Source organism: Paenarthrobacter sp. C1 (genome assembly GCF_049315185.1).
In the GTDB taxonomy this organism is placed as follows: domain Bacteria; phylum Actinomycetota; class Actinomycetes; order Actinomycetales; family Micrococcaceae; genus Arthrobacter; species Arthrobacter nicotinovorans.
This window is the reverse complement of sequence record NZ_CP186052.1, coordinates 555,571-575,865: the sequence shown is the minus strand read 5'-3', so window position 1 is coordinate 575,865 and position 20,295 is coordinate 555,571. Positions and strand designations below refer to the sequence as shown.

At 62.6% G+C, this 20,295-nt stretch carries 20 protein-coding genes; 9 read left to right on the top strand and 11 right to left on the bottom strand.

Going from position 1 to position 20,295, the window contains the following annotated elements:
• Window position 1 precedes the first annotated feature (1 nt).
• From ACNAOU_RS02875 to ACNAOU_RS02865, 3 genes are read right to left on the bottom strand one after another with little or no spacing between them, the layout of a single operon-like run.
• Window positions 2-1,957, bottom strand: coding sequence for a glycosyltransferase (locus tag ACNAOU_RS02875; RefSeq protein WP_079582725.1), 1,956 nt, complete (start codon window positions 1,955-1,957; stop codon window positions 2-4).
• On the bottom strand, window positions 1,954-3,648 hold the full coding sequence (locus ACNAOU_RS02870) for an ArnT family glycosyltransferase (RefSeq protein ID WP_079582723.1): 1,695 nt from the start codon (window positions 3,646-3,648) through the stop codon (window positions 1,954-1,956). The genes ACNAOU_RS02875 and ACNAOU_RS02870 overlap by 4 nt, the downstream gene beginning before the upstream one ends.
• Window positions 3,638-5,614, bottom strand: a complete 1,977-nt coding sequence (locus tag ACNAOU_RS02865; RefSeq protein WP_422757965.1) for a cellulose biosynthesis cyclic di-GMP-binding regulatory protein BcsB — start codon at window positions 5,612-5,614, stop codon at window positions 3,638-3,640. The genes ACNAOU_RS02870 and ACNAOU_RS02865 overlap by 11 nt, the downstream gene beginning before the upstream one ends.
• Window positions 5,615-5,819: 205 nt before the next feature.
• Between ACNAOU_RS02865 and ACNAOU_RS02860 the strand changes: the two genes are divergently transcribed.
• Window positions 5,820-6,113, top strand: coding sequence for a DUF503 domain-containing protein (locus ACNAOU_RS02860; RefSeq protein WP_018780000.1), 294 nt, complete (start codon window positions 5,820-5,822; stop codon window positions 6,111-6,113).
• Here ACNAOU_RS02860 and ACNAOU_RS02855 read toward each other — a convergent pair.
• Window positions 6,110-6,751: a GntR family transcriptional regulator gene (locus tag ACNAOU_RS02855; RefSeq protein ID WP_026267479.1), complete on the bottom strand. Its 642-nt coding sequence runs from the start codon at window positions 6,749-6,751 to the stop codon at window positions 6,110-6,112. The genes ACNAOU_RS02860 and ACNAOU_RS02855 overlap by 4 nt on opposite strands.
• 230 nt (window positions 6,752-6,981) lie before the next feature.
• Between ACNAOU_RS02855 and ACNAOU_RS02850 the strand changes: the two genes are divergently transcribed.
• The 6 genes from ACNAOU_RS02850 to ACNAOU_RS02825 are packed head-to-tail and all read left to right on the top strand — an operon-like array spanning window position 6,982 to window position 12,209.
• Window positions 6,982-8,343, top strand: a complete 1,362-nt coding sequence (locus tag ACNAOU_RS02850) for an MFS transporter (RefSeq protein ID WP_422757964.1) — start codon at window positions 6,982-6,984, stop codon at window positions 8,341-8,343.
• Entirely contained in the window at window positions 8,340-9,134 is a 795-nt protein-coding gene (locus tag ACNAOU_RS02845) for a carbon-nitrogen family hydrolase (RefSeq protein WP_422757963.1), read from the top strand. Before ACNAOU_RS02850 ends, ACNAOU_RS02845 begins: the two co-directional genes overlap by 4 nt.
• A 10-nt stretch (window positions 9,135-9,144) precedes the next feature.
• Complete coding sequence (locus ACNAOU_RS02840) at window positions 9,145-9,837, top strand: DUF2848 family protein (protein WP_018780004.1); 693 nt, start codon at window positions 9,145-9,147, stop codon at window positions 9,835-9,837.
• Window positions 9,837-11,309 (top strand): 4-hydroxyphenylacetate 3-hydroxylase family protein, encoded by a 1,473-nt coding sequence (locus ACNAOU_RS02835; RefSeq protein ID WP_018780005.1) that lies wholly within the window; start codon window positions 9,837-9,839, stop codon window positions 11,307-11,309. The genes ACNAOU_RS02840 and ACNAOU_RS02835 overlap by 1 nt, the downstream gene beginning before the upstream one ends.
• A 2-nt stretch (window positions 11,310-11,311) precedes the next feature.
• The gene (locus tag ACNAOU_RS02830; RefSeq protein WP_018780006.1) at window positions 11,312-11,683 is read left to right on the top strand and encodes a cupin domain-containing protein; all 372 of its coding nucleotides are present in this window, start codon (window positions 11,312-11,314) and stop codon (window positions 11,681-11,683) included.
• 1 nt (window position 11,684) lies between these two features.
• Entirely contained in the window at window positions 11,685-12,209 is a 525-nt protein-coding gene (locus ACNAOU_RS02825; RefSeq protein WP_018780007.1) for a flavin reductase family protein, read from the top strand.
• Window positions 12,210-12,266: 57 nt separating this feature from the next.
• Here the strand turns inward: ACNAOU_RS02825 and ACNAOU_RS02820 are convergent, their stop codons facing one another.
• Window positions 12,267-12,587, bottom strand: a complete 321-nt coding sequence (locus ACNAOU_RS02820; RefSeq protein ID WP_079582715.1) for a putative quinol monooxygenase — start codon at window positions 12,585-12,587, stop codon at window positions 12,267-12,269.
• A gap of 93 nt (window positions 12,588-12,680) precedes the next feature.
• Here ACNAOU_RS02820 and ACNAOU_RS02815 point away from each other — a divergent pair, with 93 nt between their 5' ends.
• Entirely contained in the window at window positions 12,681-13,679 is a 999-nt protein-coding gene (locus ACNAOU_RS02815) for an AraC family transcriptional regulator (RefSeq protein WP_413308199.1), read from the top strand.
• An 87-nt stretch (window positions 13,680-13,766) separates the two neighbouring features.
• On the top strand, window positions 13,767-14,489 hold the full coding sequence (locus tag ACNAOU_RS02810) for an alpha/beta fold hydrolase (RefSeq protein ID WP_422757962.1): 723 nt from the start codon (window positions 13,767-13,769) through the stop codon (window positions 14,487-14,489).
• 98 nt (window positions 14,490-14,587) lie between these two features.
• On the opposite strand, the gene ACNAOU_RS02805 is transcribed toward ACNAOU_RS02810, so the two are convergent.
• The 6 genes from ACNAOU_RS02805 to ACNAOU_RS02780 all read right to left on the bottom strand — a co-directional run bounded on the left by ACNAOU_RS02805 (window position 14,588) and on the right by ACNAOU_RS02780 (window position 20,275).
• Window positions 14,588-15,481 (bottom strand): carbohydrate ABC transporter permease, encoded by an 894-nt coding sequence (locus tag ACNAOU_RS02805; protein ID WP_018780011.1) that lies wholly within the window; start codon window positions 15,479-15,481, stop codon window positions 14,588-14,590.
• Window positions 15,481-16,506, bottom strand: a complete 1,026-nt coding sequence (locus ACNAOU_RS02800; protein WP_018780012.1) for a carbohydrate ABC transporter permease — start codon at window positions 16,504-16,506, stop codon at window positions 15,481-15,483. The genes ACNAOU_RS02805 and ACNAOU_RS02800 overlap by 1 nt, the downstream gene beginning before the upstream one ends.
• Window positions 16,503-17,912 carry an N-acetylglucosamine/diacetylchitobiose ABC transporter substrate-binding protein gene (gene ngcE / locus ACNAOU_RS02795; protein ID WP_018780013.1) on the bottom strand — a complete coding sequence of 470 codons (1,410 nt, stop codon included), beginning with the start codon at window positions 17,910-17,912 and terminating at the stop codon, window positions 16,503-16,505. Before ngcE ends, ACNAOU_RS02800 begins: the two co-directional genes overlap by 4 nt.
• Before the next feature lie 567 nt (window positions 17,913-18,479).
• Window positions 18,480-18,890 carry an MmcQ/YjbR family DNA-binding protein gene (locus tag ACNAOU_RS02790; protein WP_055977125.1) on the bottom strand — a complete coding sequence of 137 codons (411 nt, stop codon included), beginning with the start codon at window positions 18,888-18,890 and terminating at the stop codon, window positions 18,480-18,482.
• A gap of 38 nt (window positions 18,891-18,928) precedes the next feature.
• Window positions 18,929-19,765, bottom strand: coding sequence for a polysaccharide deacetylase family protein (locus tag ACNAOU_RS02785; RefSeq protein ID WP_422757960.1), 837 nt, complete (start codon window positions 19,763-19,765; stop codon window positions 18,929-18,931).
• An 84-nt stretch (window positions 19,766-19,849) separates the two neighbouring features.
• A complete protein-coding gene (locus tag ACNAOU_RS02780) occupies window positions 19,850-20,275 on the bottom strand; it encodes a CoA-binding protein (RefSeq protein ID WP_018780017.1) in 426 nt (141 codons plus the stop codon).
• Window positions 20,276-20,295 lie beyond the last annotated feature (20 nt).

Here is a 20,295-nt window from a genome sequence, read left to right as displayed (position 1 = left end):
TTCACCCGACCCAGTGGCCGTCGTCGTGGTATTCCGCCTCCAGACCGTGCGGGGTCTTCTCCCATTTATGGGGGCTGGTCAGCATCTGCCAGGCCGCGCGCCACGCCGCCACGGAATGCAGGACCCAGTAGAACGGGTTCAGCAAGGCAAAAATCGCGATCCTCCAACCATGCCTGCGGAAGGTGGCGACACCGGAGACGATGATCATCATGGCATTGCCGAACAGCATGGACACCACCCCTCCGGCCAGCAACCAGCCGGGAAGGACCAGGCCTACGATGTCGTAACCGATGTAGGTCACCACGGTGAATCCAACCACCAGCGGATAAGCCAGGAAGGCCAGCGGCGTGCCGAGGATCAGCCCAAGGAAGCCTACTGTTCCGGCTACCCCCGTGCTCTTGATGTACCTCAGGGAGTTCCGGGTATTCACCGCCGAGGTAATCATGTACCCCTTGATCCAGCGGGTGCGTTGCTTGATCCAGGCAGGCACCTGTGAACAGGCCTCCTCCCACGTTGTGGAGTCGATGACACCCACCCGGTAACCGTCCACGGCCGCCCGGAGTCCCAGGTCCGCGTCTTCGGTCACGTTCCACGGGTCCCACGCGCCAACTTCCTTGAGCAGCGCGGTGACGAAGTGGTTGGACGTGCCGCCCAGCGGCAACGGGATCCCGGAGTTGTCCAGGCCCGGGAGCATGGAATCGAACCAGTGCGTGTACTCGATGGTGAACAGGCGCGTGAGCACGTTCTGGTCGGCGTTGAAGTAATTCAGCGCGGCCTGGACACAGATGAGCGGTTTGCGGCCGGGGTTCAGGTGCTCCCGCTCGAACTCATCCCGTTTGAAGGCTGCAATGGAAGCCCTCAGCTGTCCCGGATCAGGGCGGTCCTCGGCGTCGTAAATGACCACGTATTCGCCCCGCGCAAACGTCAGTCCGTAATTGCACGCCCTTGGCTTGGTTTGCGGTTCTCCCCGCGGAACGATGAGGATACGGACGTACTCCGGCGGCCTGGAGGCCTTGGCCGCGGCGATGGTCTCGGCGTCGTCTTCCTCCAGGAGGACCAGCACATCCAGCTTGGACCGGGGGTAATCCAGCTGCCCCAGGTTCGTCAGCAGTTTGTCGATGATGTTGGCCTCGCGGAACACCGGTACAAGGATCGTGTAGACGGGCAGTTCGGAATCCGGAATCCGCTCATCGGCCACCGGCGGAAGGCCGCGTCGTGCGCGTTCCTTGTTCCGTGCCCGGACCACTGCCGCCTCGTGGAGCTTGTCGAAAGGCCGGCGGAGACTGGCCAACGTCTTGAATCCGATGCTGATCAGGAAGACGATGTTCGCTGCAGCCAGCAGCACGATGACCGCCGTCAGCGGCGAGATCACGAACCCCACCATGATTGCCGCTACAAGGACCACAGGAAGGTACCGTTGCCACGGCGTCAACGCGATGCGAGCGGAGTCACCCGGCCGTTCCTCGGCCAGGCGTTCAGCGGATTCGTAGAGCAGGTGGCGCCTGAAGGAGCGTTGGATGGATTGGTTGATGTCCCAGTCCGTCGTAGTGCGGAAGACGACGTCGGTGGCCCCGAACTTCGCTGCTGCTTCCTCGGCGATTGCCGCGGACGGAACAACCGCCGTCGCCACGGTCAGCACTCCGTCCTCGCTGCGCCACGGCAACCATTGAGGTTCCGCAAGCTCGCTGAAAATGAGCTGCTCCATGAGTTCGTCGGCTGGTGGCTCGGCCACCAGATCCACCAGCGGGGCGTCCCACTGCCGGGCCAGCACTTCATAGATCCGACGCCGGTCCAGCCCGGCTTCCAGGATCAAGTGCCGTCCCAGCAAACCGCCTTCGATCGCGGCCCGATCCAGTGCACGCTGCAGTTGTTCAGGGGTCACAAGGCCTGCGGCGAGCAGTGTCTGGCCGATCGACTGCCGGTTGAACTGTCCTTTGACGAGGGAAGCAGGGGTCATGAATCCGAGGACCTTTCATAGATCCGGTGCGTGGGCGTGGAAAAGGCGACGGAGTAGCGCACGCCGAAGGAAGGGTTCTTGATGATCGCCTGGTAAACGAGGTCGGTGGGGCCCGAATCCCGCGCTCCTGTACCTGCTTCGACGTTGACGAACACCCATTTGGCATACTTGGCCGGATCATCCAGCGCAGGAGCGAAGTAATCGCCGGAGGCCCTGTTGTAGATTTCCTTGAGCGGGATGCCCATCACGGGAAGCACTGCGTTGCCGCGTGCGCTTTCGTCCATCAGGATCCCGCCGGATTCGTAGTGCTGGTTCAGCCAACGGGCGGCGGCGGTGGAGTTGGTGGTGGATTCAGCTGACATCCTGCCTTCCGCCAGGACGGCCAACCTCCCGGTGGGGTCCTCGTTCCACCACACGTTCTGCACCACCAATGCACCCAGCAAAGCACAGATCAGCCAGGGCCGGAGCCGCGCCGGCCGGGTCAGTTCCTGCACGAAGACGGCCACCAAAACCGCTACCAACGGCAACGCCGTCAGGGCGAAGCGGTTGTTCCACCAGGTGGTGGGAAGCGAGTGGTCATTGTTGATGGCCGTTTGGCCCAGGAAAAGGCTCAACAGCGCAAAGGCATAGGCGCTGCCGGTCACCGCCACCAGGAGGGTGCTGTTCGCGAAGCCCCTCCTGAAGACCAGCACGACGGCGCCGCACGCCGCCAGGGCGAGGACCACCACCCCCGCGGTTTCCAGCAACGACCAGTGGAAAGTAGTCAGCGTCAGTCCGAGGTTGCCCTTGGTAGGCAACAGGCCGCCGTCGGTGATGTTTTTCTGCTGCGCGTAAGCGGAATACTGCCCGAACATGAACTCAAGCGGGTTGCCGTAGATGGCCCAGTTGTACGAAAGCCACCACAGCACCGCCGCAGCAGGGATCATCACGTAGCCGCCGGCCATGGTGAGGGCTTCGCGCCATTGGCCTGTGCGGCGCTTGGAGACGATCAGCACGAACAGCGTCCCGGTCATCACCAGCGCCCACCCCTCATAGCGGGAGAGGACGGCTGCGGCCGAGGGAATGCCTGCAAAGACTGCCAGTTCACCGGCGCTCATCCGACGCCGGCTGGTGGACCAATGTGCCAGCCCTGCCATGCCGCCCACGATGCACATGATCAGCACGGGCTCGGTCAAAGCAGTGGTGTAAACGTAGAGGACCGCCGGGTTCGCCAGGACCACCAGTGTGGTCGCCAGGCGGCCCGCCCGGCCCAAACCGAGGCGCGCTGCGATCAGGTACAGGCCCGTGGCGGTAGCGGACAAGGCGAGGATCCCCAATAGTCCCGCAGCCCAGCCCGTGCTGAACAGCCACATGTTCACCACGAACGGCGCCAGCAGAAGGTGGGGCATGGGCAGCCACACCGTGCCGAGCTGTTCAAAGCCGGGCGCCTTGCTGTCGAAGATGCGCCGGGCGATGGTCAGGTGACTTTGGGCGTCGGAGTAGTCCAGGTTGGTGCCGTGGCCGATGGTGTACAGGCAAGCAACGTAGCCCACCACTGCGGCCAACAAGGCCACAATCCTGGTGCCCGGGACCTTGCGTCCGTCCACCGGGGCGCCGAGCCGTTCCCAACCCCGGATCATCAGCGATGACAGGGACCGCAGCACCGGCTGCCGGTGGGCAGCGCGGCGCCGCGTGGCAACGCTAGTTGCCATGGCCCGGTTCGGTCGCCTTCTGTTCAGCGTCCACGTAAGCCTGAGCTTCCTTGGCCCGGCGCCGCATCAGGATGGTGCGGGCGGCGAACGCGAGGCCCAGCACCAGCACTGCACCGCCGATCCACCAGGCGTAGGGACGGTAGTCGTCGGTGACGGCCTTCTGCGGAACCACCACGTTGCTTTCCAGCAAGACCGGCGTACCCGAGGGCTGGGTGACCAGGAGGTTCCGGGACAATGATGCCCAACCGCCGTCAACACCACTGATGTGCGAGGTCAGGGAAGCCTGCAACGCAGCCGCGGAAGCGTCGCCGTCCGGTGCCCACGCCCCGAGGAGCAAAAGATCACGGCCGCCTTGTTCGAACGCCTCCAGGACACCGAACGGTGCCGACGTGCCCACCCCGTATTCGACGTCCTTCGGCGAGATGGTGCGGAACTCGGCCAAACGCAGGGGTGCCGAGAGCTTGTCGGCAACATCGCCGGTGGCGCCCACCACCAGTCCGGACTCGCTGGAGCCGGCCAAGGTATCCAGGCCCACCACCCGGGTGTCCAGCAAGGTGGCGCTCTGCCGCTGCAGGGAAGCTACCAGGGTGGCCGCGTTCACGGTGTTTGCCTGCGCGTTGCCGTCGCCGAACGCTACGGGAACACTCTGTCCCAGGGCCTGGGGGAACCGTGCAAAACCGGCCTTCATGGAACCGCCCCGGGCGGCAGTCAGCGTGCTGCCTGCCGTGTCCACGGTGACCTCCATGGGCATCACACCTGCGGGGCCGGTGCAATCACCGCCCGCGGGAAGGGCCGCGAGCCGGATCCGGAGGCCGTTGTTCGCCTGAAGCTGCCCGGCTGGTACTTCGGCGTCCACCGAAAAGCTGTCACCGCCGTCGAGGTTCCTGGAGCTGAGCAGGTAATCGTTCCAGAAGACGGAAAGCTGAGCCTGGGCGTTGGCCGGCACGGCCGTGTGCGTGCCCTTGAGCTGGACCTTCACTGATTGGACGGGACCGCCGAACTGGGACTGGGTGACTCCCACGTACGATTCCGGCGTGCCGTATCCGGAGAGTTTCAGGGTGCTGCTGCCCAGGTCCTTGAGGCTTTGCGTCAGGCCCGGCGACGCAGGCAATGCGGACGTCAACCCGGTGACGGACGATGTCACGGCGAGCGCTGTATTGTCGCTGGCCAGTGCGCGCGCGGCGGTACGGAGCTGTTCGTCATGGCCGCTGAGGATGAGCTGCGGGAGGCCGGCTGTGGTGGAGAGTTTGGTGCTGGTTTCGCCTTGGTCACCCACGACGCTGAGGACCCGGCTGCCCGCAGGAAGGCCGGCCGCCCGGGCGGCAAGTCCGGCTTCCGGGACCACGCTGACAGAGGCGTCCGGGTAGCGGTGCGTCATCGAGGCGGCGGCAGTCATGACGGCCGCGGAAACATCGGCACCCGGGTCCGCCGGGACGGGAAGTACGACGGCGGGCACGGACACCGGGAAGAACCCGCCGACGGTCGTGGGAACCTCCGCGGTTCCGGAGAAATCGACTGCGAGGTTGTTCAGCGTGGCTGTGGCGTTTGAGAGGACGCACATAGTCTGCGCCGCCGGGATGAACTGCAGTCCAACGGTCATCTGTTGGTTGATGACGTCTGCGCTGCTCACTGCCTGGTCCAGGGCGATGGCTGCTGCTGCGTTGGCTTCGAGGACTATCCTGCCGTTGACCGTTGCGCGGACCGTTCCTTCCGGCTTTCCGGCGACCACGATGCTGCCCTTGATCCGCGTGGGCTCCAATCCCGCAGTCACCGGAACCACAAGTGTCTGCTCCACCTGGCCGGCCATGGCCGACACGCTGGAGGACGCCCGGACCACTGCTCCCTGCGCGGGCCCGGCCGAAGCCGTAGGGGCCGTGATGGCGGAAACCGCCAAGGTGGCGGCGCAGGCGATGAGTATGGCTGTGGTGCGGGATCGGGCGCGGGCTCTGGCAGGGTTTTGGGTCACGATGTCAGTCCTGGGTAACTAGCAGCGGATGAGTCGGGGGCCCTTTTGGGCCAACCTCATAGACACTGCCGGGCCGAACTCAAGACGCCTTGCTGCGTTCGATCAAGATTCCCTCAAGACCTCAAACAAGGCGGGGTCACTTTTGGCCCGTAAACGCCCCTGACATGGGCCTTAAGTGACCCCGCGTTGCTGTTGAATGGGGTTTATGTGGATCGGGTGGATCGAATTTGATGTCCTGCTGGGCGACGTTCACAGCCTGAAGGAGAAGCGTTCGCTGGTCCGGCCGCTGGTCGCCGAACTCAAGCGCCGCTTTGAGGTCTCCGCAGCCGAGACCGGCTTCCAGGACCAGCACCGGCGCGCTTTGATTGGCGCTGCTGTGGTGGCCCCTGACCACGCCCACCTTCAGCAAGTGCTCGACGCCGTTGAACGTTTCGTGGCTGCCAGGCCTGAATTTGAGCTGCTTAGCGCACGGCAGCGGGAGTTGCACAGCGAAGATTAGTAGCCGATGACGGCCCATCGGGTGGAGTCCAAGTGCGCATCGATGGCTTGGTGGGCCGCTTCCAGGCTTCGGCTGCGCAGGGCGTCCACAATCAGTTGATGTTCGCGAAGCACATCACCGGCGCGATCCGATCCCCGGGACACTGCTTTGACGCCGATTCTCAGCTGCTTCTGCCGGAGCGAGGCGTAGAAGTCGGCGAGGACCGGATTTCCGCCGGCCTGAACCATGAGCGTATGGAACTCGGTATCCAGCTCAATGAAGCGCGCGGGATCATCCTTGGCTTCCCGTTGCTGGTCGATGACGCTCTGGAAAGCGTCGATCTGTCCGTCGGCCATGGTGTCCAGGGCTGACACGGCCCACTTTTCCACCACGGCCCTGGCCTGCAGGATTGCCCGCACATCGGGGTCGGAAATTGGGGGCACGAACGCGCCCTTATGGGGGATCCGCTTGACGAAGCCTTCCGCTTCGAGGCGCAGCAGGGCCTCCCGTACCGGCGTACGGGATGTGCCCGTGGTCTTGGCGAGGACGGCCTCGTTGAGGAACGTTTCCTCCTCCCGCGGGAGGGCAGCGATGTAGCTTTTCATCCACTGATAAGCCACTTCGGGCTGGGATTGCGCAGTGGGAGTCATTTGGATCATGGAGAGCCTTTCTCGCGAAGCCCAGTATACGAGTTGCCTCCAGGAGGGTCCCGGACGTCTGGAAGAATCTTTAACCCCAACTATAGACAGGTTGTATACAACTCGTCTACAGTAGTTTTCAGTGGCGGCTCAAGTGATTCCGCTCACGCACTGGAACCCCTCAATTTCTTGGGACATCGGCCCGCCTCACAAGAAGCCCGGCCGCTCCCAATCGCAAAAGGATCCCCACAATGACCGATTTGAAGAAAGCCGAGCCAAGGCAGCAAAAGCACTCCAGCTTGCCCGTGGTTGCTGCTTCGAGCCTCGCCGGTACGGCAGTGGAATGGTACGACTTCTTTCTCTACGGCACAGCCGCTGCACTGGTATTCAATAAGCTCTTCTTCCCCACGGACGATCCCCTCGTCGGCACCATGCTGGCGCTGGGCACATTCGCCGCCGGCTTCCTCGCCCGGCCCCTCGGCGCGATTGTCCTGGGGCACCTTGGCGACAAACACGGCCGACGCGCCACGTTGGTAGCAAGCCTCATGCTCATGGGGGTCGCGACGACCCTCATCGCCTTCATCCCGTCATACGCGGCCATTGGTATTGCAGCACCGTTGCTGCTGCTGTTGCTGCGGCTGATCCAAGGGTTCGCACTCGGAGGGGAATGGGGCGGCGCTGTCCTTCTTGTGTCGGAGCACAGCAATGACAGTTCCCGCCGCGCGTTCTGGTCCTCCTGGCCGAATGTGGGCCCGCCCCTGGGCAATCTCATGGCAGCCGGCGTGCTCGCTATCCTCGCCGGCACCATGCCGGAGAGCGAATTCCTTGCATGGGGCTGGCGCATAGCATTCGGATTGTCCGCATTGCTGGTCATCATTGGCCTGGTCCTCCGCCTCTACGTGCAGGAAACACCGCTGTTCAAAGAAGCGCAGCGGAAGCGCGAGACCATGGCAGTGTCCGAGCGCAAGATGCCCTTGGCCATCCTTTTCCGCCGCAACTGGCGCGAAATCCTCATCGCCACGGGAAGCCGCATGGGTGAGAACGCAGGCTTCTACATCTACTCGCTGTTCATCATCACGTACGTCACCCAAATCATGGGATTGCAAAGGCAAGCCGGACTCACCGCCGTCATGATCGGTCAGGCAGTGGCCGTCGTCGCTATTCCTGTCCTGGCCATCTACGCGGACCGCGTAGGCCGGAAGCCCATCATGATCGGGGCTTCGATCGCCACCGTCATCTGGGCATTCGCCTTCTTTGCCCTCCTCAACACCGGACAGATGTGGGGCATCATCGCCGCGGCGGTAGGTGGCCTGTTGATCTTCGCCGCGTACAGCTCGGTGATCGGCGCCTTCTTCTCCGAACTCTTCCCCACCGATGTCCGGTACAGCGGCACCTCCGTAGCCTACAACCTGGCTTCGCTGATCGCCGGCTCGCTGTCTCCCATCATTGCGTTGGCTCTCTACAGCGCCTTCGGTACGGGCTACGCGATCGGCATCTACCTGGCAGGGATGGGCTTGATCTCGATGGTCTCGGTGATGTTTGCCAAGGAAACCAAGGGCCTGAAGCTCAGTGATCTGGACGAGCCGAGCAGCAAAGAGAAGGAACAAGCATGAAAATCGCATTGGTCCAGGTAGCCAGTCCGGACACCGAAAGCCGCGGGGACCGGATCGACCGGGTCGAGAAGATTCTTCGCAACATCAGCGGCGCCGAGCTGATCGTCCTCCCGGAACTGTGGAGTGCAGGCTACTTCCACTTCGATGACTACGCGACCCTGGCAGAGACACTCTCCGGCCCCACCGTTTCAATGTGCTCACGGGTTGCGAAAGAACTGGGCGTCCATCTCCATCTCGGCAGCATCATTGAAGCCGGCGCGGACGGGCAACTCAGCAACACATCAATCCTGCTGGGCCCGGACGGCAGCGTGGTCCACACCTACAGGAAGATCCACGTCTTCGGTTACAAATCGAAGGAAGCCAGTCTCCTGACAGCCGGGGCCGCCCTGCCTGTGGTCCCGCTCCCCTTCGGGGCCACGGCAGGAATCACGTGCTACGACCTGCGTTTCCCGGGGTTGTGGATGGAGCTGAGCACCCGCGGCGCAGAAATCGTGATCGTTCCGGCAGCCTGGCCCGCAGCCCGGCGCGAACACTGGCGTCTCCTCACCACCGCCCGCGCCCTGGAGCACCAGATCTTCGTGGTTGCCTGCAACGCTGCCGGTGTCCAGGAGGGCGTGGAGCTCGGCGGCCACAGCAGGGTGGTGGATCCCGCCGGCAAGGTGCTGGCCGAGGCCGGCGCCGGGGAGTCAGTGCTCATGGTGGACATCGATCCGCAGCAGGTGGGCATTGTCCGCAACGAGTTCCCGGTGCTCAATGACCGCTTGGCCAGCTACGAAACTCTGACCGTCTAGAGGAAGTCCAATGCAAACACAGCAAACAACACGGCAAGTCCCACTCACTTTCAGGGTGGTGGGCACGGACAAGACAATCGTCATTTCGGATTTCCACGCAGTGGTGGCCGGCTACACGGGCCGGGATCCAAAAGCGGTGCAACACCATATTGACGAGCTGGCTGCCATCGGCGTAGCCCCTCCCCCGGAGGTGCCCATGTTTTACCGCATGGACTCGGACCTCTTCGAGACCTCGGGCGAGCACGACGCTTCGGAAAACCTGACCTCCGGTGAGATTGAGCCCCTGTACATCCGCCACAACGGCCAGTATTACCTCGGCATCGGATCCGACCACACAGACCGTGACATTGAAGCCCGGGATATCGGCGATTCAAAGCGCGCGTGCCCCAAGCCGGTGGCCGCTGAGGTGATCGCCGTAGAGAACCTGGAAAATCTCGACCTCGACGAGTGCACAGCGCGCTCGTGGGTTGACGGAGTCCTGTACCAGGAAGGTTCGCTGAGCGGCCTGCGCAAGCCGGCCGACGTCGTCGAGCGTCTCCTGGCCCGGACCGGCATCGGCGACGCCGACTTCATGTGCCTCGGCGGCACCCTGCCGCTTCTGGACGGAAAGTTCATAGACGGAACTTCCTGGAAGTTGGAGCTCTCGTTCCCAAATGGGACCACCATTGAACATAACTACAAAATCAAGAAAGGCTCACTCTGATGAGGACCGGAAAAGAGTACCTGAAGTCCCTTAATGACGGCAGGACGGTTATCCTCGACGGCGAGGTTGTCGGCAACGTCCTGGAACACCCGGCCTTCGCGAAGGTTGCCCGGACCATGTCCGAGCTGTTCGACATCGCGGCTGATCCCGCCAATGGAATGCAGTTCCATTCGGAGGAAATCGGCGGGCCGGCAAACCGCACGTTCGCAGCTCCCCGGACCCAGGAAGAGCTGGTGCTGCGCCGGCAGGCCATCGAAAAGTGGGCCAAGCACACGCACGGCTGGGTGGGCCGCAGCCCTGACCACGTCGGCACGTTCTTTGCCGCGTTCGGTTCCCATCCGGAGGTCTTCAAGAACGACGAACGCGACTTCGCAGGCAACGTGGAGCGGTACTACAAGAAGATCCTGTCCGAGAACCTGTACCTCTCCTACGCGATCATCCCGCCGCAGGTCTCCCGCGCCACCACAGCGTCAGGGTGGGAAGGCGAATACCTGCAGGTCGGCGTCGTGCGCGAAACCGAAGAGGGCATCATTGTCCGGGGTTCGCAAATGCTCGCCACTGGCGCTGCGATCGCCGACGAAGTTTTCGTCACCTGCATCAAACCGCTGGGACCGGACGACGTCGACTTCGCCGTCAGCTTCGCCGTCCCGGTGGCCACCGACGGCCTGAAGCTGTACTGCCGCCGCCCGTTCGCGCCTGCCGCCACCAGCGACTTCGACTACCCGCTCACCAGCCACTACGACGAGCCGGACGCCTTGGTGGTCTTCGACGACGTGCTCATCCCCTGGGACCGGGTATTCATCAACCGGAACATCGACACACTGCGCCGCCAGTTCTTCGAGACCGGCGCCCACGCCCTGGGCAACTGGCAGGCCCAGATCCGGTTCTCCACCAAGCTCAAGTTCATCGCCTCCGTCGCCCGCAAGGTCACACAGGTGAATGGCACGGACAAGATCCCCGGCGTGCAGGAGAAGCTCGGAGAACTCGCCGCGATCGTCCAGTCCGTCGAATCGGCCGTGCTCGCCGCCGAGTACACCGCAACAACGGACGACGCCGGCATGCGGGTTCCCGGGAAGAGCGCACTCTACGGGGCCATGGGCCTGCAGTCCGAGACGTACCCTCGAGTGATCTCCATCCTTCGCGACCTCGTGGGCGGCGGCGTGCTGCAGCTGCCCTCCAGCGTCGCCGACATGACCAGCAGCGTGACGCGGCCGGATATGGAACGCTATGTCCAGTCCCCCGGCGTCACCAGCGAGGAACGCGTCAAGCTGTTCAAGCTCGCCTGGGACATCATCGGTTCGGAGTTCGCGGGCCGCCACCAGCAGTACGAAATGTTCTACGCCGGCGCCCCGTTTGTAGTCCGAGGTGCGTACACCTACCGGAACTACGGCTACGACGCACTGGTCGCCGAGCTGGACACCTTCCTTGGTTCCTACAGCATTGCCGGCACCACCGAGTCGGAGGAGATCTGATCATGGCCAAGCCCGAATTCGAGTTCACGCCCACGGACTCGGTGGACTTTGCACCCTGCAACCCGCACATTGAGGGTTTGTCCGAGGCCATCCTGGCCCGGGACTCGGACAACGACTCAGTCACCCGAATCCTGAAGTTCGAACCTGGAACGGACACCTCCCCCAACGGCGTCCTCACCCACGATTTCTGGGAAGAAGTGTTCATTTTCGAAGGCTCGTTCGTTGACCAGCGCCTGGGCAGGACCTTCAAAGCCGGCGACTGGGCTACCCGCCCGCCCGGCATGGAACACGGCCCGTGGGTTTCCGAGAACGGTGCCAAGATGTTCGAAGTCCGCTACTACACGGATCCAGCACCAGCTGAGCGGAGCAACTGACATGAGCCTCGCACCGCTTTTCACTGTTCCCGATGCCATGGGGATGCGCCGGGCCATGGGCCGGTTCCTGACGGGCGTTGCCGTGGTCACCACCCAACACGAGGACGAGCAATACGGGATGACCATCAGTTCGCTGACATCCATCAGCCTGGAGCCGCCCATCCTGATGATCTCGCTGAACTTCGGTACCCGAACCGGTGAGGCCCTGATGGAGAGCGGCAAGTTCGCGGTGTCCATCCTGGGGTCCAAGCAGGAGTCGATCGCGCGGCGGTTCGCGGTGCGCGGCGGTGACCGCTTCGGCGACGGAGACTTTGACGTCACCGAAAGCGGCCTGCCCGTGATCAAGGGCGCCCTCGCCCAGGCGGATTGCACCGTTGTGCAGAAGTACGACGTCGGCGATCACCAGGTCTTCTTCGGCCAGGTCACCACGTGCCGGGACCGGGACGGCGAGGTGCTCGCGTTCAAGGCCGGACGGTTCGGATCCTTCTCCGACTTCGGCCACGCGGAGATTCCGTGGATGTTCTGAGGAGTTAAACAGGTGGTGCCCGGCTCGTTCGAGCCGGGCACCACCTCTACCCTCCGGCTAGGCGATGGTCAGCTCACCCATGCGGTCCCAGCCACTGCCCTCGATCTGGCGGCTGATGATGTGCGGCGTTTCGGCGAGTGCCTGCGGCATGTCCGACATGGCCTTCTTGAAGTGTTCGCTGTTCACGTGCGCCTCGGCGGCATCGTCCTGGAAGGCTTCCACGAGGACGAATTCGTTCGGGTTCTCCACGCTGCGGGACCAATCGAACCACAGGTTCCCGGGTTCCGCGCGGGTAGCATCGGTGAAGTCACCGACGAGATCCAGCCAGCGATCGGACCAGTCCGGCTTGACGTTGAACTTGACCACGATGAAGATCACGGTTGCTGCCTTTCGTTGCGTTGCGGTTTACCGTCCATGTTTACTGTCCATACTGTCAGAATTCCTGTACTTCCCTCCGCCGTGGAGATCCCAATGACGCTTTCACGCATTGCTGCCACCCTCAGCTCCACAGCCCGGAGGATATTGGACCCGGCGCACGATAAGGACCAGGTGGTGGAGGCATGTACGCGGACACTGCGCCCCCACACGTTGCGCCTTAACGGCAGGACATCCCGGCTTGCGGCGCGGCTCGACCATCAGCAGATTGGTTCGCTTTCGATCAACCGGCTGCACTACGGCGCTGCAGTCACGGTGTCGCCGGCTGAGCCCGACGAGAACAGCTTCCTGGTGAGCATGCCCGTCCGCGGCCGCGCACTTTTTCGCTACGGCTCGGAGACCGCCGTCGCAACGCCTGACAACGCAGTGGTTGTCGGCCCGTATGACCTCTTTCAATTCGACCTCGACGCCGACTACGACCAAGTGGTTTTGAGGCTGGATCGTCATCGCGTCGAGACCGTGGCCGGCCAGGCAATGACCACTGGGCCAGGCCGAAGAGTCGAGCTCCCCTTGTCCCTTGGGCTGCCGCCGGCCCTGCTTTGCAGCTTGATCGAAAGCAGCATGAGCATATCGACGGTGAAAGACTCCAGCTGGCAGCATCGGGTGAGCCTTCACCTTGAAGAGCTCATCATCGAGTCCCTCCTCATCCCCAGCGGAGACGTTGCCACCCCCTTCCAGCCACGGAGCCCGGGCGGGATTGCGTCTTTGCGTGTCCGCCGGGCAACCGAGTACATGCTGGAGCGTATCGGCGAACCAGTAAGCCTCAGCAGCGTCGCACGTTGCTGCGGCATCAGCATCCGCAGCCTGCAGGCAAGCTTTCGCCGCGAGCTGGACACGACGCCCGGCCAATGGCTGAAAATGAAGCGGCTCGAAACCGCCTACCGGATTCTGCGGGAATCAGATCCGGACGGGACCAGCGTCACCGAGGTCGCGTTGCAGTGCGGTTTCTTCCATTTGGGTGAGTTCTCCACCCAGTTCAAGTCCCGCTACGGCACGACGCCCTCCGTTGTCCTGAAGGCTGCGCGAATCCGATAGGACCGCCGTCGTCTTTCCGATAGCGGCCCCGTCCGCCGTTGAACATACTTCGATGACAGGCAATTGATCCCGGATTCGGAGAGAACCATGAAGTTTGTCCTTGTACACGGCGCTTGGCACTACGGCGAAATGTGGAACCCCGTTCGCACCCACCTTGAGGCGGCAGGGCACGAAGTTCATACCCCCACTGCGGGTGGGCTGGGGCCGAACGACAGCAAATACGTCAACCTGAACGGTGCGGCCGAGCCGATCATCGATTACATCAGGGAGCACAACCTCAGCGACTTTGTGCTGGTGGGCCACAGCTGGGGCGGTTATCTGATCTCCAGGGTCGCCATTGAAATGCCCGAACGGATCCGACGACTCGTCTACTTTGCAGCGTTCGTGCCGGAGCACGGCAAAGCGCTGGTGGACGAGCTACCGCCGCACCTCCGGGCCGCCCTGCAGGCAAGCGCCGACGAACGCGCTGACGGCTCGGTGGTCCTGCCGTTCTTCGTGTGGAGGGACGGATTTTTCAACGATGGAAGCGCCGAACATGCCCAGGAAATCTACGATGTACTGCGCCCCCAGCCCTTCGGCGCATTCACCGACCCGGCAGACATGACAGGTTGGGAGCGCGTTCCCCAGGCGTTCAGCTACATCGCGCCTTTGGACGACAACGACATCACCCAGGGGGAATGGGGACGGCACCCCCGGCTATCAAACAGGTTGGGTGTCTTCCGGCTGGTCAGTATGGAAGGCAGCCACGAGGTCCTCCTGACAAACCCCGGGTACACCGCCCTTAAATTCATTGAGGCCGGCAGGGACTGAACCGGACCGCGCCCCCTCCCCCGCTGCCCTTAACGCCCGACGGCGGCCCGCACCTGGGGTGCGGGCCGCCGTCGAACGCTGTCTTTAGCGCTGTTGTACTACTTTGAGGTGCCCTGCGAAACGGATCCCTGCAACTGGCGCTGGAAGATGATGTACACGATCAGCACCGGAACCACGGTCACGGTCACCGCGGCGAACAATGCCCCGAAGTCCACCGCATAGCCCATCTGGCCGGCGAAGGCCGCCAGTTCCTGCGACAGCACGCGTGGACCGGCGGCGTTGATGGACACCGGAATCAGGAACTGGTTCCACAGGCCCAGGAAGTTGAAGATGGCCACCGAGGCGAGGCCCGGCTTGGCCATCGGCAACATGACCTGGAAGAACGTCCGCCACTCCCCCGCACCGTCAAGGGCTGCTGCCTCTGTGATTTCGTGCGGCAACGACTTGAAGAAGGAGAAGAGGAAGAACACCGTGAACGGCAGCGCGAAGCCGACGTAGACCAGAATCAACCCGGGCAGTGTGTTCAGCAGTCCCATGTTCTTCAGGACGAAGAACAACGGAACCATGGCCAGGAAGATCGGGAAAGTCAGGCCGGCGAGCATCAGGTAGTAGATGGCCCTGCTGCCCGGGAAGGTGTAGCGGGCAAGCACGTAGGCACACATGGCGCCAAGGACCATGACGATCACCAGGGCCACAGCGACCACCAGCACGGAGTTCAGGAACGCAGCTCCGATGCCTGCTTCACTCCACGCCTTGGTGTAGTTATCCAGGTTCCACTGGGACGGCAAGGCGAACGGCGAAGCAAAGATCTCGCTGGACGTCTTGAAGGACGACATGACCGTCCACAGCAACGGCAGGATGACAATGAGCGTCCAAATGGTCAGGGCAGTGTGCGAGACCGCTCCCACCACTTTGTCGGACGTGGATGTTGCCGGGGTCCGCGGCTGGAAGTGCAGGGACTTCATTTCCGGAGTTGAAACTTTTGTCGTCATTACAGGCTCACATCCTTATCGCCGCCGGTGAGCCGGTTGACCAAGAAGACCAATCCGGAGAAGATCAGCGTCGCAATGGCCAGCACGACACCCATGGCGCTGGCGAGACCGAACTGCCCCTTGCTGAAGGCTGTGAAGAACAACTGCTGCGCCATGACCAGTGTGGAGTTGTCCGGACCACCGCCGGAGTTCAGTGCGGCCATGTAGACAAACGCGTCCAATGCCAGGATGCCCATGTAGATGTAGGCGGTCTGGATGTTGTCCCGGATCAGCGGAATGGTGATGGACACAGCGGTGCGGAAGCGGCCCGCGCCGTCGATCCTTGCCGCTTCGAAGAGTTCAGCGGGAATGCCCTTGATGCCTGCAACGAACAGGACCATGTAGAAGCCAACGAAGCCCCACACGATCACGAACATCGTGGCGATCATGGCAGTGTCCTTATTGCCCAGCCAGGCGAAGTCCTTGAACTGGTCCAGACCCAGCCCTGTAAGGATGCCGTTCAGCAGACCGCCCGAAGGATCGTAGATCTGCCCCCACATGATGCCGATGGCAATCGCGGGAATCGTGTACGGGAAGAATGACACAACCCGATAGAAGCTGGAATTCCGGAGGCCCTTGATCTGCCCCTTGCTGCTTCCGCCAACGGTCACCAGGGAAGCCAGCACCAGGCTCAGGATGATGGTGATGATCGGCAGGAAAATAACCAGGAGGATGTTGTTCCCCATGGCTTTCATGAAGATATCGTCCGTGAAGATCTTGGTGTAGTTCTCCAGGCCGATGAAGTTCTGCGTGGGCGAGAAGCCGGACCAGTCCGTCAGCGAGTAGCCGAATGCCTGGATGAACGGCCAGATCACGAACAACAGGTAGATCGCCAGCGGAAGTCCGAGGAATACCGCGAAGAAGCTGACTTTGTCCCAGGTCAGCGGCTTGCGCCGCCGCTTGACCAATTGCTGTGGAGCTGCGGCCGGAACGACGGCGGCCAGGCCGTCGTCGTTCCGGCTCTGCTGTGTTTTCACTACGGTCACTTCACTTCGATCTTCTTGACCGAGCTGTCGTTACGGACCTTGTCGGTGATGTTCTGCAGTGCGGAGGTCAGGGTTGCAACGTCCGACTTGCCGTCCAGGAAGGTGTTCCAGACAACGAGCTGGTCCTTGTTGGTTCCGTAAAGGTCGATGAAGTTCCAGGAGTAGACGTCGTCGCCGGCATCGCCCAGCATTTTGGTTTGCGAGACCAGCGCGGTGGATCCGAAGCCGTCTGCCGGAACGGTGTCCTTGACGATCGTTGGAGCCAACTTGGTCTTGGCGAAGTTGGTTGCAGCTTCCTTGGACAGCATGATGCGGAGCATTTCCTTGCCGCCTGCCGCGTTCTTGCCTTGCGACGGGACGATGTACGGTTCGCCGGCTGCGCTGTGGAGGGCGGTGTAAGGCATCTTGGGGCTGGCACTGACCGAGGGCGCCGGGGCGCCCATCATGTTGAAGCCGGCCTTCGTCTGGTCCTTCATTTCGTTCTCGATCCACGAACCCGACGGGTAGAACACAGCCTCCTGGGCGTTGCTCCACTGCGCCTGGGCGGCCGTGAACTGCGTGCCCGAGCCGCCGGGCTTGAAGAAGCCGGCCTTCACGATCTTGTCCAGTGCGGTGAAGACGGACTGGATGGCCGGGTGAGACCAGCAACCTTCCTTGAGGTTTTCCAGCGCGAGGCGGACTTCGTCCCCGCCTTCCTTGATGGCGGACGCGATGGCGAGTTCCTGGTAGTACGTGGCGGCTTCCTTGCCCCACACGAACAAGTACTTGCCCTTGGCTTTTGCCTGCTCGCCGAGCGCATACATTTCATCCCAGGTCTTGGGAACGGTCCAGCCGTTTTCCTTGAGTAGGGAATCCGAGTACCAGACGGCGTAGACGGTCAGTACGTAGTTCAGCGCGGCAAGCTTGCCGTCGAAAGTGCCCGGAGCCAGCACGCCCGTGTACAGGGTGTCCTTGATGACCTTGCCTTCGAGGTTCTTGGCCTCCACCACGGGGGTGAGGTCCTCGAGCTGGGCCAGGATGGTGCTGAAGCCGATTGCCTTGGCGCCGGAGTTGTCGATCAGGTCCGGCGGGTTGCCACCGACGAAACGGGGCTGAAGTTCCTGGGCGATGTCCGTGGACGGAGCGATCTTTGCGGTGGAACCCTCGTGCGTCTTTTCAAAGATCTTGCCGGCGAAATCCACGTAGTCGATACCGTAGCCGCCCTTGAAGATCACGGCGTCGAGGGTGGCCTTGTCAGCCATGCCGAACGGGTTGGTGTCGGAGACAGTGCCCGTGGGGCCGGTGGTGGTGCCGCCTCCCCCGGCAGCACAGGATGCGATGGTTCCCCCCATGGGCACGAGTACGGCTGCTGCGAGTGCCCCGCGCAGGAATCCACGGCGACCGACGGACTGGTGCTGAATGGTCATTTCAATACCCCTCTAGTGACTCGTAAGGCCGACTCCGGCGGCTAGGGCCGTCCAGTCGGACAGTCTGGGCTGACGCTCTGGCAGCACCAACCTTCGTGTGACATACTTCACCACGAATGATCGAAAATCAATATTTCTCCGCAGTTTCGATCAACATTTGTCAAAGCGTGATCTTTTCACGGTCCCTCCGCGAGAGCCTTTCCGCATTCCGTCCGGGACCGGCGATACACCCCGTCGGGATGTTCAGTTCCCTTTGGTTCCGCCCAATTTTCGACCATCCCGGACTCCGTCGCGTGGTCAGTGAGGCGGTTTTTACCGTCCGGAAACACTCCGGAGCGAGTGCGCGAAGCAATCATCCGCCGCGTGGTTCGCTCATCCAGTGAAGCAGGGCCATATCCGTGGGCTTTGCGCATCGCTTCACCGGCTCAGCGCGATCGGTGGGACGTTCCACAGCTGCGCCTGTGCTTTCGTATCCACCATCAAACCGCTCCTGACCAGCCCTGCGGCTGATGTCGCCTGGTATGCACTATCAATCTAGTCCGATGTCAGCGCCATGGGGAGGGGGCATCAGCCCCCTTGCGGGCGCGCCAGCCGGGCCCAGCCGAGTTGCTCCTGCTGCTTGCGGCTCAGCGTGGCCACCACGAGGTCGTAGGAGTCCTCCACCATGTCCCGGACCATCCCGTCCGGAAGGGCACCATCCAGTCGGACACCGTTCCAGTGGGTCTTGTTCATGTGCCAGGCACCGGTGATTTCCGGATTGGCCGCCCTGAGTTGTTCGGCCAGCGCAGGCTCGCACTTCAGGCTCACGGACCAGTCGTCCGGATCCATGGAGGACAGCGCGAACATCTTGGCCTCGTGCCGGGCACCACCGGCGACGGCGGCACGGACCTTGAAGACCGATGTCCCGGGCCCGAACGGGAAGTCCTCAAAGGCGCCCGGGAAGCCAAGGCATATCTCACGGAGCTGGGAAACATCCATGGAGCGAGCCTACTGGAGCGCCACCGCTGCAGGTACGGCTACGCCACGCCCAGGAAGTCCTCAAGCAGCACCACTTCCAGCCCCGCTGCAAGCTGCGCAGCCCGGAAAGCAGCCAGGTCAGCGGCGAACTCTGCCCGGAAATGCATCAGCACAATGTCACCCGGTCGCAACGCGTTGCCCACTTGGTAATCCATTTTTCCCGCGTTGGCTTTGGCTTCCCAAGTAATGATGGCTTTCATGCCGGCATCGGCAACGGCTTGGCGCATCACGTTGGAATATGCGCCTCCCGGCGGACGGAAAAGTGTTGGCCGGCGGCCATAGTGCTGGAGGGCGTACTCCTGCATTCCCACCATGTCATTGAGCTGCTGCTGATATCCCCATTGGCGCACCATGTTGATGTTATGGGTGACCGTGTGGTTTTCCACCAGGCTGCCTTGAGCTTTGAAGGCGTTGAAGAACGCCGGATTGTCAGCGATGGTGTCCTTGGTGAGGAACAGCGACGCCGGATAGTCGTATTCGGCCATGAGCCTGACCGATTCCGGGGTTTTGATGTTGCCGTCGTCGATGGTCAGAAAAACGACCGGGTGCTTGGTGGGGATCTTGGTGATGACCGGAGCGAGGCCGCCCACGACCGGCGGCAGTTGGAAGTCCGGAATGAAGGAGCGGCGGATCCGCTTCGTTGCTGCGGGGGTCGGCGTGGGGGTGGGCGTCGCCGTCGCCGAAGGGGAGGCCGCTGGCGTTGCCGTGTCAGTCGGCGCAGGCGCCGGCGTCGAACTTTCCGCCCCTTCAGCGGCAGTGCAGGCGGCTAGACCGGCCACCATGGACGCGCCGAAGATACCCAAGGCGGCCCGTCTGCTGGGAATGGAAAATGGCATTGTAAAATGGTCGCCGGACATGGCCGTCCCCCGGGGCTGAAGAGATGAGTCAGCAGCAATCTAGCAGAAGAACCAGCGCAGGAATCACAAGCCGTAATGCCAGCCTTCACGCGCCGGACATGAATTCACCACGACGTCGAGGCCTGCGTCCATTGCGCGTTGCGTGGCGTCGTCGTCGAAGACTCCCAGCTGGAGCCATACCGCCTTGGCGCCGACCTCGATTGCCTGGTCGATGACCGCACCAACACGTTCGGAATTGACGAAGCAATCCACAACATCGATGGGGTGCTTGTCGAGGGGAATGTCCCCCAGGCTTTTGTAGCCCTTCTCGCCGTGCACGTCCTCGCCCTTGAGGTTGACGGGGATGATCTCCATGCCCATCTTGTCCCGGACGTAAAGCGAAACGTCATAGGCCGAACGCCACTCGTTGTTGCTGAGGCCGACGATGGCCCACGTGCCTTTGGTCCGCATCAACCGTTCGACGACGGCGGGATCGTTGACGTGCATCATGGTCCAAGCCTACTGCCGTC